Here is a 14,887-nt window from a genome sequence, read left to right on the forward strand (position 1 = left end):
GCTCACAATCCTGCCGCTTACTGCCGAATGTAAATTCCCTGTTCCTCTATCCAGTCCTCCAGCTCATTCTGAGCATCCTCCGCCCAGGTTTCTGTCAATTCCTTCTTCCAAAGAGGGCGCCCAGTCCCGGCAAAATAAGTCTCAATCTCCAACGCAAGACGTTCAAACTCATCCTTGAAAATGCAATGCTTCAAATCATCTTTCCGTATATGCTCCAGACACTCCCGATAGTCTATCCAGAGCACACTTTCCACTTCTTCGTCCTGAAGCCTCATTTCCTCCGGGGATAAATTACATTCATACAGATAGACCTTACTGTATTCATGGTTTTTAAAGAGCTTTCCGTAAAACTCCTCCTCATGATATCCAATATGTGTAAAGCCGTAGTGTAAATCCTCTGCCTTAGCTTTTATCCCAAGCTCTTCCTCAAGCTCCCGCAGGGCGGAATCTATAAAATCCACTCCTGCCGGAATATGCCCTGCGGATGAGATATCATAGCTTCCGGGAAAAGAATCCTTGTTTTTGCTTCTTTTTTGCAACAGCACTTCTGCCGAATGCATATCCTCCTGATAACGAATCAGCCATACATGGGAGGTTCCATGGAGATCCCCGTCTCTATGTATCAAGCTTCGCTCTTTAACTTCCCCTGTCAGGCTTCCGTCCTCATTACGCAGATCAATATATTCCATAATTATTTCCATTCCAATTCTTCAACTCCCTGCTCCCGATTCCAAGCCAGAAGCAAGTCCACCATACGCCCATAGCTTTTTGTCCCTGCCCTCTGCGCATTGGCCTTTAAATACATATCATTCATCTTATCCGAAACTTCCGAAATTTTACCCCTGTATGTATCCCAATATGCATTATGATTAAGCAGATCCTTCACAGCCTGTTCACAAAGCTTCTCTCTCACTTGGCGAAGAGCCGCCGGATTCTGTGCATACAGGGCATTGCCGCTGTAAATATAGGCCAGTATACTTCCGCTGTAACGAAACTGTGCATCCTCTGAAGCTCTGCAGGCCAGATAAGCCACAAAATTTGCCTCATCCTCACGCATAAATCCCTTTAAATGGGACAATTCATGACAAATAGTAGAAGGCTTGTCCTGATCCGGCATTCCATTGTTATAATTGGCCTCCACCGTAAAGGGACTGTACACTCCCTGTAAAAGCTGGCTGGACAGATACCAGGTGCTAAGCACTGGCTTAGCCTTGGGATAGTATCCCCTAAGCTCCGGATATTCCAATGCTGCCGCCGCCATAGCTTCCCTTGCCGTCTCCACAGGGCTGCCCTGCAGCATGCAGTACCCTTCCTCGTCCAATGCAATCTCTTCTGCCGCCTCATTAATCTCATCCACCAGACGCTCACAGAGAGCAATCAGCTCTTCCTCTGTAGATTCCTGAATGTTAAAACCTGCTCGTTCAGAAAAAGGCAGTCTCTGATAGTTAATCCCACAGTTAAGCGTAAACACAAAAAAAATCGCAACCAAGGTTCTTCCCAAAATCCACAAAGCACGTCTCAAAGACAGTTTTTTCATCAAAACCGCTGCAATACCGGCTAAAATCAAGATAATTCCCACATAAAGGGAAATCTCAATCATTGAAAATGGGAATAGGGAGCAAAAGCGCCCTAATGTTCCCACAAAGATTGGATATACCTGAACTGCATACCATTCTGCAAACCCAGGCCATAAGCGGGCAGCCAGATGCAAAAGCAAAGTGACACAAAGCATAATTCCCCAGGGCAGGAGTTTTAATGCTCTTTTTTCAGGCATTCGATCTCACCTTCATACTGCTCCACCAGTCTTTCCTTTTTGGTAATGCCCTGACAGATTGGCTGCAGAGATTCATCCGCAACGCCAGTTTTTAAATACTGCTCATAAATCATTTTTCCCAAATCTGCGTAATCCCGCTTGATCTCCCGCTCCAGATTGAAAACCTGATTCTTCAGCCTCGTCAGCTCTACCAGCTCTCCTGTCTTCCGACTGACTGTGTCTGCTGCCCCCGAGATTACTCTCCCAATGTCATCCAATACTTCTCTGTTCATTGTCTCATAACTCCTTTCTTCATACCAAGCAGCGCCTCTGCCAAAAGCCAGGAAGCAGCCCCGACTCCCAGCGGCATCATCCATTGATATACCATATGCTCATGAACCTCGCACATATACCCAAGCTTCTCTATCACGTCAAATACAATCATCTGCCAAAGATAAATGTGCAGGGCTGTTTTCTCCCCAACATGTGCCAAAAGACTCCCTTTTCCAAAAGAAGGCTTCCGCAAAGCCAACGAAAAGATTCCCCCTGTCATCAAAACACTTCCTAAGTACAGCTCGCCGCCCCCGGACAACAGCATTTCTCCCATGGAAAGGCAAGCGCCTATAACTGTTCCCACCAGACAAATGCCGGGCCGAATTTTTAATTTTTCCTGAGACTCCTCCCGGAACATCCAGTGACCCCAAAGAAAAAACGGCAAACCTGTCAGCCAAAAATTCCGCACATATAAAAAGGAGATTTCCTTTCCCAGTATGGAAAGCCCCTCTCCCAACAGGAGATTGGCAGTCAGACAGGCAGGAATCAGGAAATACAGACGTTCCTCCCACCCTACTTTTACCAGAATCCAATAGAAAATGTAACAGTAAAGCAAGGCTCCTAAAAACCAGAGATGTCCCATAAATGGAGACTCATTCCAAAGCAGCCAGTCAATCAAACTGTCCGGAGCAAAAAGGGCCGCCGCTGCACCTGCAGTGATTTCTCTCTTTAGCCAGAGATGAAACAGCTTCCAGATAAAGTATACCCCATTAGCCGTAAGAAACAGCTTCCAAATCTTTCGGATGCGCCTTCTTATGGTATCCGGTCCTTTCCCATAAGAAAAGCAGCCGCTGACCATAAAAAACAGGGGAACCCCAAAACGAGCCAGTCCATTCATCATACCGCCTATAGGACTTGGAAAATTACAATGAATAAACACAATGAAAAAGGCAGCTATCCCTTTCCAAACATTCAAACATTCATTTTTCATCCCGTTCTTCCAGTTCAAGAACTCCTCGCATAGTAATCACTGGGCCTCCCGTATGTTCAATATACTCCCGTGTAATGGTTACACGGCCAATGTTATCATCCTTGGGAATCTCATACATAATATCCAGCATAAATTCCTCAATAATTGCCCTAAGAGCTCTGGCTCCGGTATCTTTCTCCATGGCCTTCTCTGCTATTGCTTCCAGAGCTCCCTCATTGAATTGCAGCTGCACCTCATCCAATGCCAGCAGCTTCTGATACTGCTTTAAAATAGCATTCTTCGGCTCTTTTAAGATACGCACCAGCATCTCTTTTGTGAGACTCTCCAGAGAAAATATAATGGGCAGCCGACCTAAAAATTCCGGAATCATACCGAAATTACGCAGATCCTCCACTGTCACCTTTTGCAGCAGATTTTTCTCCTTATCATACTTGTCCTTCAAATCTGCCTGAAAGCCCATGGAAGACTTCTTGTTCAGCCGTTCCTTAATTACATCCTCCAGCTCCGGAAATGCACCTCCGCAGATAAAGAGAATATTCCTGGTATTGACTGTAGTTAAAGGCACCATGGCATTCTTGCTGTTAGCCCCTACCGGAACCTCTACCTCTGCGCCCTCCAGAAGCTTCAGCATCCCCTGCTGCACGGATTCTCCGCTTACATCCCGGTGATGCGTATCCTTCTTCTTAGCAATCTTATCGATCTCATCAATGAAAACAATCCCTCGCTCCGCCTTCTCCACATCATTGTCTGCCGCAGCCAGAAGCTTTGACAGCACGCTCTCAATGTCATCGCCGATATAGCCGGCCTCAGTAAGAGAGGTGGCATCTGCAATGGCCAGGGGAACATCCAAAAGTCTGGCCAGCGTTTTCACCAAGTAAGTTTTTCCGCTTCCGGTAGGGCCAATCATCAGCATATTGGACTTTTCAATCTCAATTTCGTCCTGGGTTCCCGTTGCCACCCGTTTGTAATGATTGTAAACAGCTACCGACATAACCTTCTTGGCATATTCCTGTCCAATCACATATTCATCCAGGCTCGCTTTAATCTTGTGGGGAGCAGGAATGCTTCGGATATCCAACTCCTTCACGGGTTCTTTTTCCTTAGGCTTTTTCTTTTTTACCTTCTGCCTCTGGGGAATCATATTCTGCAGATCCGCCAGATTGATAAAACTAAATCCTGGTATCTTAGAAAAATCCTGATTGCTGTTCTGAAAGGTATCCATGGTCTTCTGCATACACTCTGAGCAGATACAGATTCCCTTTGCAAGGGTGATCAGCTTTCCGGTTTTACTCTCCGGCCTATGACAGAGAAAGCAGACATCTTCATAATCATTGTCCTTATCCTCTCTCTGTTCCTGTTCTTTTGTTTCTTCTACTTCCACTTCTTCCAAATAATCCTTTTCGTCCATACATCCACTCCTTTCTACGAGTATAACACAGATTTGAAAAAAGACCAAGCACCGGGAAAAAAATACCTTCTTTCCCGGTGTCCGGCCTTTTCTATTCTACACCGTCTCCTGATTAGGAAGCTGCCTCCACTTCTTCTTTGCTGCTCAAGGTCACCGTAACCGTCTTCTCTACATATTCCCCATTCTCTGGTGACATCACTGTCACTTCTACGGTCTCGCCCGCCTCATAATACTGCAGCCGCTCCCGAAGGGAATCATAGGTACTCACGCCGATTCCGTCAAATCTGGTAAGAATGTCGCCTCTCTTCAACCCTGCATTGTCCGCTGCGCAACCGCTCACTACAGACTTAAGGTAAATACCCACAGGCATATCATACTGCTTGGAAATCTCTTCTGTCACATCCTGGCAGTTAATCCCCAGATATCCTATCTTTTCTGCATCCACCTCCGGACGAATCGTCATGGTCTTCAGGTCTCCGATAATTCCCTCCACATCCGAAATGGGAATGGCATAGCCCACGCCCTCCACATAGCTGGAAGAATACTTTGCCTCATTGATCCCAATAACCTCTCCATTCATATTCAGCAAAGCTCCGCCGCTGTTTCCCGGATTGATTGCTGCATCTGTCTGTATCAGGCTATTATTAATCAGGCTTCCATCATCATTCTGCAGGGTTACATCCCGGTTCAAGGCACTGATAATTCCGGTGGTTACTGACTGTCCATAGCCTAATGCATTCCCAATGGCTACCACCTGCTCGCCCACCTGCAGCTGGGAAGAATCCCCTATGGTTGCCACCTTAATCTCGTTTAAGGTTTCTGCCGGGATATCCTTTAGCGGAACTGCAATCACGCCTACATCCTTACTTGCATCCGTACCCTTGATCTGTGCCTCAACAGCGCTGGCACCGTCTCTGCCTTCATCCACACTGAAAAGCACTGTCAAATTGGTCGCTCCTGCAATTACATGATTGTTCGTGACAATCAAAAGCTCTGTATCATTCTGGCCAATAACAATTCCCGTGCCTGTAGAAGTCTGCTCTCTCTGCTGGGGCATATTATACCAACCAAAACCCCAGAAGTTCTCCACCTCCCGAATACTTACATTCGTAATAGCTACCAGAGAAGGCATACACTCCTGCACGATAGCAGTAACATCGCCGCTTCCCGGCCTCTGGATATCTCCTATCTGGGGTGCTACCGTCTCAATCTCCGGCACTATTGCAGGCTCTTCCCCTGTTACTGCCGCCGCATTCTCGCCGCGAAGCTGAACCCCCACATAATTCGTTGCCTGAAAAGCAACGCTTGCCACAATACCAAATACCAATGCCACACAGACCGCCTTAAACATCAGCCTCGGAAAGCTTTTCTTTTTCCCCTCCGAAACTTCTAAAGTGGTTCTGTGCCCGGAACCGGACCCAATATTATCCTGATAAAAAGGACCGCTGTATCGATACTCACTTGATGAACTTTTGGAAGAATCCGAACTTCCGCTGCCATATTCATACATAAGTCAAAAACTCCTTCCTTGGTACATGGTTCTCCATTTACTTAATCTGTATATGCTGAACTTATGCCAATATGAATTAATCTGCTTTTAGTCTAGCAACAAATTGTGTTCAAAGTGTGATCATTGAATAAAAAGTTTATGATTCTGGTATTCTGGCTTTAGAGCAGTACCTGGCTTAAAGTGTCAAACAGATTATCAATATCGATAGGCTTTGCAATGTGACCGTTCATCCCAGATTTTACTGCTTCCTGTTTATCCTCTTCAAAAGCATTGGCAGTCATCGCAAGGATAGGAATGTCAGCCAGTTTCCGATTGCTAAACCCGCGAATCTGTTTCGTTGCCTCATATCCGTTCAAAACCGGCATCTGCACATCCATAAGCACCAGCAGATAGTATCCCGGCGCTGATCTTTTCAGCATATTCACGGCTATCTGTCCATTATCCGCAACCTCTACCGTAAAACCGGCATCCTCTAAAATTGCAACGGCTATCTCCTGATTCAGCTCATTGTCCTCAGCCAGCAGAATGCGGCCTTTTCGGCCATTTACGATTCTGGTATTTTCTTCTGGTTTCTCTTCTTCCTCTTCTGCGCTTACAATGGACTTCAGGCAGCTTCTCAGCTCTGATAAAAACAAAGGTTTACTGCAGAATGCAGTGACTCCTGCCTCCTTTGCCTCTTCCTCAATATCGGTCCAGTCATAGGCCGTCAAAACGATTACCGGAACATCCTCCCCCATTTCTTTACGGATTCTTCTTGTCACCTCTACACCATTCATATCAGGCAGCAGCCAGTCAATAATATAAACACAGTAAGTATCCCCGCGCGTCACTGCCTGCCGGGTGCGAAGCACCGCCTCTTTTCCGGATAGTGTCCACTCTGCCCTCATTCCAATCTGCCCCAGCATATAGGACACGCTGTCGCAGGTGTTGAAATCATCATCCACGACCAAAGCTCTGCAGTTCTTTAATTCAGGAATATCCTGAGGCTCTTTCGACGCTTCTCTATGAAGACGAAATGCAAAAGAAACCTTCACCTCTGTACCAGCTCCCTGCTCACTGCTCACCTGAATCGTGCCGTTCATCATATCCACAATATTTTTTGTAATCGCCATTCCCAGACCGGTTCCCTGGATTCCGCTGATAGTTGAATTTTTTTCCCTTTCAAATGGCTCAAAAATATGAGCCACAAACTCCTCACTCATGCCAATGCCGGTATCCCGAATACAAAATTCATAATTGGCCATTCCGGCGGGAGCTCCTGTTTTTTCCGTAACCCGAATGCTGACGATTCCGCCCGCTTTCGTATATTTCACTGCATTGCTGAGCAAGTTCAAAAGTACCTGGTTTAGGCGCAGCTTATCACAGTAAATATCTTCATTTAACACATCTACCGCATCCATGTAAAGCTCCAGCTGCTTTGCACGTATATCTCCCTGAAGAATATTACGAAGACCCTGAAGTATATCCGGCAGGCGGCAGGGCTTCTCATCCAAGCGCATTTTTCCGCTCTCAATCCGGCTCATATCCAGAACATCATTGATAAGACTCAGCAGATGGTTTCCTGAAGTCATTATTTTATTTAGATATTCCTCCACCCGTTCCTTCTGCTCTATGTGGGTAATCGCCAATGCCGTAAAGCCGACAATCGCATTCATTGGTGTGCGGATGTCATGAGACATATTGGAAAGGAATATGCTTTTGGCTTTACTCGCCCGATTTGCCTGTAAAAGCGCATCCTCCAGAAGACTTTTCTGCTCCATCTCATGACGAATTTCCTCATCTACACTGTGAAGTCCCAGAACAATGCCATGGCTTTCCTTCCATTCTCCTGCACGTACCACTTTTATCTGATAATATTTCATCTTGCCGGCTAAAACCGCACGATAATTAATATATATCTGGTTTCTTTCTGCCAGTTCTTTTTCTAATCTTTCTGCAGACAGTGTCCGCCGCAGCATTTCTTTGTCCTCTTCGTAAACAAACTGATCTATATAGCGCTCCATGCTTTCTTTTAAAGTTGATCTCTCATCAAAGATCGTTTCAAAGACAACATCTGCATAATTCTCCATGCGCAGAGGCATTCCCCGGCCCGTATCCAAATCGAAAAAGCAGGCAAGGTTATAATCAATGGTCAAGGCATGAAGAAGCTCCATATGACGTTGTTCTTTTTCTTTTTCCCGAAGCTTCTGCGCCGTGCAATCCAAAAGAAAGCGCTGATAAAGAAGTTCTCCATTCTCTCTTAGAAGCTTGATATTCCCCATTATGTGGCGGACTTTGCCCTCTCTGGAATACACACGGTACTCCACACTGACACTGTCGCCCTCTTTATCCAGTTCCCGTATACATGTCCGAAGCTTTTCCTTATCCTCTTCCACCACAGAAGCAGCCACCATATCAAATCCGGCTTCCTCCATTTCCTTTTGGGATTTATAGCCTAAAATCTCCAGGGCTGCCCGATTGATACTTAAAATACGAGTACCATCTACCGTATGACACATGATTCCGCAGTCCATAGTAGTAAAAATCGTTTCCAACGTCTTATTCTTCTGTATAACCTCCTGCTCATAGGCTCGCTCTTGAGTCACATCAATAGCAACTCCCACGGTTCCCATAACGCTTCCGTCCAGGTCGTACAATGGAGATTTGTATGTAGTTAGAAGCTTTGTGTCCTCTCCGGCTTTCACAACCTCTTCTGAAACACAGGTTTCCCTCTTTGTCATCACGATTCGCTCTGACTCAATGCAAGCAGGATCATCCTCTTCCACATTCCAGATATAAGCATGTCCCCGGCCTTCAACCTGCTGCTTTGTCTTATTGACTGTCTTGCAGAAGCTGTCATTTACCTTTTCATGGATACCATCCTTATCCTTATACCAGATAAGATTGGGCACATTATTTATCGTCGCCTCCAGATAATGGCTGGTCTGCCAGAAGTCCTTACTCATCTTGCAGGTTTGCTGCCACCTTAAGAAATGAAAACGGATCTCTTCCTCAGACATAGGCATTGTCCAAATATCCTTTATCTCCTGCATACAGTCGGACAGCATTTCTATCTGGCTTTTATCCGCAAGCAAAAGCAGCTCAGCATACTTCTGCTTATGAGCAAGCAAAAGCTTAAGCGTTTCCTCTGATTCCAATCCCTGTGTACTCACCAGAATCACATCGGCTTTTTCTGCCAGAGAGATCTCCGGTTTCTCACTTTCCCAAAACGTATGGGTAAAGTGCTCAAATGGAGCCATTTCCTTTATAACTTCAAATATCCTGCAAGAATTACCTATAAGATAAAACTTAAGATGGCAATGGTACATCTCCTATTCCCCCTGTGCTTTCCATATGATAAATAGTCATTCTTTATTATCATACTTTATTTTTTCTTTTGGATCAATAGATGCTCTGCTTTTTCCAATTGCCCGTTTAATATCTTTAAGAATTCTACCTGCATATTCGCAAAATACTCTGTATTATAAATAGGTTGTCCCATTTAGTCAAAAAAGTACCTAAACCTCCTATTGGTTTAGATACTCTTTCTTAGCATCATCATTTATTTGTGTCAATCGCCTGCCTTAGCCTCTCTTGTTCCTTTCACTCTGCTGCTTACTGTGATACTGGCTGTTTTTCATTTTATAGTTCTTCACTTTTGTTTTAATTTTATGGTATTAAACTCTTTACTTTAAGCAATTTTGCATATTGGGAGATTCGTTCATATTGCTCTTTTCTCTCTTTTATATGAGCAAAAATTTCTACCATAAATTCATCAGACGTATCCTGAGTGTTTAAGCGAACTATATCACATAAAGCACGTTCTATATTGTAGATATTGTAACTTCCATCCTTTGTCTGAATTCTACGTATACCAATCTCAAAATTGCCGCTTGAAAAATAGTGCCTTTTCACCGGAAACATCACTTTCATTGCACTGCGGTCGGTACGCTCTGTGGCTATGGTTAATGGTTCCGGTTCTCGTTTGATAATTCCCTGATAATAACATGCGCTCGCCATTGATATAACTGCTCTCGGATTGCTCAAACATATTTCGATGCATTTGTAATCAAAGGGTTTCTCATGCCCGCATTGCAACATCCAATAATAACCGTGGCACACTTTTTCCAAATAATTTTCATTTATCAAAAAGGCAATCTGCCGATTGGTAAAGCCTTCCTCCATCAGCTTTCGAGTGCTGACATAACCTCCGAATTCTTGATATAAATGATTTAGTTTGTCATAAGTAGTACTTCTCATCATCTTCTCCATTTATTTCAATTTGAATTAATAAATGAGTGGACTATAAATGCTTTTTCATATGCTTTATTACATTTCTATGTTCTTCACAAAATCCTTTTCCTGTTACATAATCAATCTTATCCACACAAATGAATGCCTGTCCTTTTTTCGTTCGAACCTTCAATATGTCTCCGCAGACTACCGGATCTCTTAGGGTATAGTTCCAAGTATAATATCTATCACTTTTTATTTTCCATGTTTCTTTATCCCATACTACATGCCGACCCCTTACAACCTTTTTAAGAGGCTGTTCTGCAAATGCTTCATAGATATCCGGACGAATCCCGTACTTTTTAGCAATAATATAAGAAGTATAACCATCTCTTAACTGCCCCGACTCATCCACTACGATTCCATGGGCCAATGTGTGGGATTCCTGATAATATTCTTCATAATACTTTAATTTTGCTGCAGCCGGTTCCGACATATGGTCTAATCGTATCTGCGTCATGGGGCATGTGTCTGTTCGGTTCATAATGGGAGTATAAGCCAGTATATCTTTTAGCCAGGCCGTATCTCTTAGTGCACGGCATGCAGAAAATATTGCTTGATCCCTATTTGCTTGTTCTATTGGTCTATATAGATTTCTGATTCCGGTGTATTCTATTCCGAAATTCAGCAGCAGCTCATCTATCCTTTTGATAAGCGCTTCATTCTCATCCGTTTTCCTTTCATCCATATTTAAAAATATTGTCATTCCTTCATTCATGCAATCTCTCCTTACACTTAAATCCTTATATCTGCAATTTTACAAATAAATCAGCTGTGCCAATCTGAGCAACTCATTTTCAGCATTTTTCATTACACATATATTAGCATTTTTCATTGCACATGTCAACCATTAAAAATTATTTCCTTGATTTAAATCCCATATTTAAAAATACTGCACAATTATTTGATTTACAGACAGAAGAAACCTTTACTCAAGTTCAACAGAGATATTCCCCATCAATTCCCATGCCGCATCCCTTTCCTGCTTTTGTTCCGGCGTCAATTCTTCATATGGACACAGCATTGGATGCTGCCTTGCCGTATCATCGCGAACAGGACCATAGCTCCAATTATAAAAGGTATAGAACCGCAGTCCCCGCATATGATCCAACTTACGATACATTTCTTTTGCAGTATCCAAATCTTTTGTCTTACAATACCTTTCATACGCCTTCTTTACTACAGATGCGGTAAGCTCTGTAATTGTTTCGTCATCTAAAAGAATCCTGGTTTTCATCAGAAGGTGATCTGCTGCTACAATCTTTGACTGTCGGTGCAGATCATCCAATTCATCCCAACAGCGGGTCGGATAAGAAACAGATTTACGAAAAATCTCATTAATCATAACAGCTGCTTTATTCAGCTCTGTACGGATGATCTGTTGTGTTGTATAGATATCCTCATTTATCCCAAAGCAAGATATCTCCGGAACCTTCCAACTGCTGCGCAAATCTATACGACCGGAGATTCTATAATATCTATTCAGTGTCCAAAAAATCCCCCACCCAATCTGTTCATCATCCTCACAAATAATAATGCGGTCAGCCTGTTCCAGAATAAAATGATTCTCTTCCCAGGCTTCCTCATGAAAGATTAAAGAATCTCTCGTTTCAGATTCTTTATCCAGAGAAAACATCTCTCCTAACCGATAATGAATAGCAAGGAATTCTTCTGCTTTTCCGAAAATGTGATATGCCACATGTTGCTCTACAGAAACAATATTGGTTAATATAGCACGCTCCAGAATACTGCTTCCATAATTTCCAAATCCGATGAGCACAATTGTATTTTCATGCCTGCATAATGGCTTGGAGCGCCAATACTGTCTAGCACAGCACTCATAGCTGTGAAAGAAATTAATATTACCTGAAAGCTTATCCTGCCCGTTTGTAGTCCTTGCATAAACCTCTACCGGCAATTCATGCAGATTACTTGCCCGCCTGTTGATGCCGATATCATTCTCTTTCATCAAAAAGACTTTACACTTTGTTCCGATATTTTTCTTTTTCGCCACAATCTTTGCTGGTGAAGCACTTAGATAGATACAAGGATAATTGGGAATTTCACTTTGGCTGTTTCTTTTCTCTCCATAGATAATCAGTGCATTGGAGTCTTCTTTATAGATATTAGCAGCAAGTGTATTTGATTCCACTCCGCAATCTGCAAAATAGTACCAATTTTTATGCCGCTGCAGGCTAAGCATAAGAAAAGGAAATCCTTCGCTGGTAATAAAGGATACTACAGCACCAAGCATTGTCACCATGATACCTGCGGACAAAAGCAGGAATATCATTCCTATAGTATGCCCCAGTGGTGTCACTGGCACCAGATCACCATATCCTACCGTAGTTAATGTCACCAATGAATACCAGAAAGCATCTCCAAAGGTCCTGATCATTGCATCGCTGTCAACGGATTCCGAACAGTAAAGAATGATCAGCAGACTGATATAAATCAATGCTATGATCGCAACTAAGCACAGATAGATCTTCTTTCTCGCTTTCATATGTATAATCCTTTCTTTTCCATTCCGGACTTCCTATTCCTATACTTATGCTTTAAATAATATCCTTTTTCACCATTTTAATCAATATATGATGACTGACTTCCTCCATTTGTCCGTTCTAATGCATCTTTTAGCTTTATCAATTGCCAGAACAAGATTCAAACAATACGTATATAAACACTTTATTTGATGCCATATATGATAAAATAAAGTGCCTATTATCCCCAAATCTACTCTATCCCGGCAGGCTCTCCCTCACACACAGCGTCCCCCACCCAATCTGCGCATTAGGATACTCCTGAAAAGCCGGCAAGGTCTGCGCTCCCTTCAGAAGGTACACTTTCACCTTCTCCCCATACAAAAACGGATCATTCCCGTCCGTAATCCCCCATTCCATCAAAAGAGCCGCCGCCCCTGTCACAAAAGGCGTGGCAAAGGAGGTTCCCGTAGCCTGTGCATAGCCGCCGCCAGGAGCCGTTGTCATGATATTTACCCCGGGAGCTGCCAGATCAGGTCTTGGAATACGCTCATTTCCGGGGGCGCCCCGTCCGGAGAAGTCCGCATAAGTCCGGCTTCTGCTGTCATAGGCCCCTACCGCAATGATTTTTCCTGCGGTGGAAGGAATGGTCATGGTTGTGTAAGGAGTGGGATACAAAAAGCGGGTATTTGCATTTATAGCTCCGCTGCTTGGCAGCCATAAATGGTATACTCCGTCCTTTACCTGCCTGGGAATGAGCTTAAAGGTCCAGATACCGGAATCAATATAATCTCTTCTTGGCAAAAACTCCACATAAATCTCCTGATAAGGGCTGTAAGGAGATGGTTCTCCATAATATAAAAGAATCTCCGTATTTTCCATGGTAAATCTCTGAGGTCCCAGAACGTTCTGAATCGGTCCGACGCTTCTCCCTCCGGGACTGGTCAGCATAAAATCCACCGTATCCAGATAAGATTTCCATACCTGTACATTCAATGCCGCTTCATATTCTCCCACAGCCAGAGGTATCTCCGTGTCCTGTCCCTCTTTAAGCACTCCTCCCGTATGCCCTGACGCATAGCCCTCATTTCCGGTTCCGATACAGATCACCGATTTCCAGATATTTGCCATATCCGTAATGTAGGTCTCCAGAAGGGAAGTTCCGTTGTGGGCGCCGTAGGTATTGCCGAAGCTGATATTTACCGCCACAGGAAGCCGGTATTCTATGGCCTTTCGCAGTGCATAATCCAATGCCTGCATCAGCTCCGTAGTCCTGGGAAATGATTCCGTTCGGGGAACCCCAAGCTTCACAACCAAAATAGGGCTGCGGCTGGCCACACCCCGGTATTGGCCGTTGCTGGCTCTTCCGTTTCCGGCTGCAATTCCAAGTACCCGGGTTCCGTGACCGCTGGTATCCATACTGGGCACAAGCCCCCTTCCCCTGCCTGCGTCATACTCTTTCAGCGCTTCATCAATCTGCTCTTTCGTATACTCTGTTCCGATATGGTAGCCCTCCGGCGGATTTCCGGAAATGGTCTGGTCCCACAGAGCCAGAATTCTGGTGCTTCCATCCTCATTGCGAAAATCCGGATGGGTGTAATCTACCCCGGAATCCAGGCATGCAATGATTACACCGTCACCAAATAAATCATACGCCGCATTCTGCACCCCGGTAATGCAGGAGGCTGCCCTCCCCTGATTCACAGCGAAGAACAGCCTCTTTGGTTTCTCAATATATTCAATTTCCGAGTACTCAGCCAGACGGGAAATCCGGGATTCCGGAACAGTCAGGATGGCATACTCATTCATCAGTTCTACTACCTGAATCCCCTCCATCTCCAGACTGCTTAAATTTCCGTTATACTTGACAATCAGCTCCCAGGTCTGCTCCTGCTGATCATAACCCACATCCAGATTCAGGGATTTTTCCCTCTCCTGCTCCGTAGCATCCAAAGCTAAATTCAGCATATTTTCCAATTTGGAATTTTCCATAAAATTCACCGCTATAACAATTCTTATTACAATCTATGCAGCTTCAACTCCCTTATATGTTTTCTCTATATTTTCCCCTCCATGTACAAAAGGACATACAGTTCTGCACAAAAAGCGTCCAAATCACTCCAAAACTTTCATTGACATTTCAAACTCTCCACACTATAATCTATATTACAAATGTAGGATTTAAGGAGAGCCCAAA

Annotated in this window: 11 protein-coding genes; all 11 read right to left on the bottom strand. The window is 44.1% G+C overall.

Going from position 1 to position 14,887, the window contains the following annotated elements:
* Positions 1-17: 17 nt before the first annotated feature.
* On the bottom strand, positions 18-701 hold the full coding sequence (locus tag VSQ61_RS08785; RefSeq protein ID WP_334344063.1) for an NUDIX hydrolase: 684 nt from the start codon (positions 699-701) through the stop codon (positions 18-20).
* Positions 692-1,774 carry a DUF3810 domain-containing protein gene (locus VSQ61_RS08790; RefSeq protein WP_334344064.1) on the bottom strand — a complete coding sequence of 361 codons (1,083 nt, stop codon included), beginning with the start codon at positions 1,772-1,774 and terminating at the stop codon, positions 692-694. The genes VSQ61_RS08785 and VSQ61_RS08790 overlap by 10 nt, the downstream gene beginning before the upstream one ends.
* Positions 1,753-2,046: a hypothetical protein gene (locus VSQ61_RS08795; RefSeq protein WP_334344065.1), complete on the bottom strand. Its 294-nt coding sequence runs from the start codon at positions 2,044-2,046 to the stop codon at positions 1,753-1,755. The genes VSQ61_RS08790 and VSQ61_RS08795 overlap by 22 nt, the downstream gene beginning before the upstream one ends.
* Positions 2,043-3,017 carry an acyltransferase family protein gene (locus tag VSQ61_RS08800; RefSeq protein WP_334344066.1) on the bottom strand — a complete coding sequence of 325 codons (975 nt, stop codon included), beginning with the start codon at positions 3,015-3,017 and terminating at the stop codon, positions 2,043-2,045. The genes VSQ61_RS08795 and VSQ61_RS08800 overlap by 4 nt, the downstream gene beginning before the upstream one ends.
* On the bottom strand, positions 3,007-4,425 hold the full coding sequence (clpX, locus tag VSQ61_RS08805) for an ATP-dependent Clp protease ATP-binding subunit ClpX (RefSeq protein ID WP_334344067.1): 1,419 nt from the start codon (positions 4,423-4,425) through the stop codon (positions 3,007-3,009). Before clpX ends, VSQ61_RS08800 begins: the two co-directional genes overlap by 11 nt.
* 112 nt (positions 4,426-4,537) lie before the next feature.
* Positions 4,538-5,935, bottom strand: a complete 1,398-nt coding sequence (locus VSQ61_RS08810; RefSeq protein ID WP_334344068.1) for a S1C family serine protease — start codon at positions 5,933-5,935, stop codon at positions 4,538-4,540.
* A gap of 158 nt (positions 5,936-6,093) precedes the next feature.
* The gene (locus VSQ61_RS08815; RefSeq protein ID WP_334344069.1) at positions 6,094-9,243 is read right to left on the bottom strand and encodes a hybrid sensor histidine kinase/response regulator; all 3,150 of its coding nucleotides are present in this window, start codon (positions 9,241-9,243) and stop codon (positions 6,094-6,096) included.
* Between the two features lie 340 nt (positions 9,244-9,583).
* Positions 9,584-10,177, bottom strand: coding sequence for a type IV toxin-antitoxin system AbiEi family antitoxin domain-containing protein (locus tag VSQ61_RS08820; RefSeq protein WP_334344070.1), 594 nt, complete (start codon positions 10,175-10,177; stop codon positions 9,584-9,586).
* A gap of 40 nt (positions 10,178-10,217) precedes the next feature.
* On the bottom strand, positions 10,218-10,925 hold the full coding sequence (locus VSQ61_RS08825) for a ParB N-terminal domain-containing protein (RefSeq protein WP_334344071.1): 708 nt from the start codon (positions 10,923-10,925) through the stop codon (positions 10,218-10,220).
* Positions 10,926-11,135: 210 nt separating this feature from the next.
* The gene (locus VSQ61_RS08830; RefSeq protein WP_334344072.1) at positions 11,136-12,713 is read right to left on the bottom strand and encodes an ion channel; all 1,578 of its coding nucleotides are present in this window, start codon (positions 12,711-12,713) and stop codon (positions 11,136-11,138) included.
* A gap of 235 nt (positions 12,714-12,948) precedes the next feature.
* The gene (locus VSQ61_RS08835; RefSeq protein WP_334344073.1) at positions 12,949-14,682 is read right to left on the bottom strand and encodes a S8 family peptidase; all 1,734 of its coding nucleotides are present in this window, start codon (positions 14,680-14,682) and stop codon (positions 12,949-12,951) included.
* Positions 14,683-14,887 lie beyond the last annotated feature (205 nt).

This window comes from Candidatus Merdisoma sp. JLR.KK006 (assembly GCF_036941035.1).
Classification (GTDB): domain Bacteria; phylum Bacillota; class Clostridia; order Lachnospirales; family Lachnospiraceae; genus Laedolimicola.

Coding starts and splice junctions, on each gene's coding strand:
- VSQ61_RS08785 (WP_334344063.1), bottom strand. CDS start 701: ATGGAAATAATTATGGAATATATTGATCTGCGTAATGAGGACGGAAGC.
- VSQ61_RS08790 (WP_334344064.1), bottom strand. CDS start 1,774: ATGCCTGAAAAAAGAGCATTAAAACTCCTGCCCTGGGGAATTATGCTT.
- VSQ61_RS08795 (WP_334344065.1), bottom strand. CDS start 2,046: ATGAACAGAGAAGTATTGGATGACATTGGGAGAGTAATCTCGGGGGCA.
- VSQ61_RS08800 (WP_334344066.1), bottom strand. CDS start 3,017: ATGAAAAATGAATGTTTGAATGTTTGGAAAGGGATAGCTGCCTTTTTC.
- clpX (WP_334344067.1), bottom strand. CDS start 4,425: ATGGACGAAAAGGATTATTTGGAAGAAGTGGAAGTAGAAGAAACAAAA.
- VSQ61_RS08810 (WP_334344068.1), bottom strand. CDS start 5,935: ATGTATGAATATGGCAGCGGAAGTTCGGATTCTTCCAAAAGTTCATCA.
- VSQ61_RS08815 (WP_334344069.1), bottom strand. CDS start 9,243: ATGTACCATTGCCATCTTAAGTTTTATCTTATAGGTAATTCTTGCAGG.
- VSQ61_RS08820 (WP_334344070.1), bottom strand. CDS start 10,177: ATGATGAGAAGTACTACTTATGACAAACTAAATCATTTATATCAAGAA.
- VSQ61_RS08825 (WP_334344071.1), bottom strand. CDS start 10,925: ATGAATGAAGGAATGACAATATTTTTAAATATGGATGAAAGGAAAACG.
- VSQ61_RS08830 (WP_334344072.1), bottom strand. CDS start 12,713: ATGAAAGCGAGAAAGAAGATCTATCTGTGCTTAGTTGCGATCATAGCA.
- VSQ61_RS08835 (WP_334344073.1), bottom strand. CDS start 14,682: ATGGAAAATTCCAAATTGGAAAATATGCTGAATTTAGCTTTGGATGCT.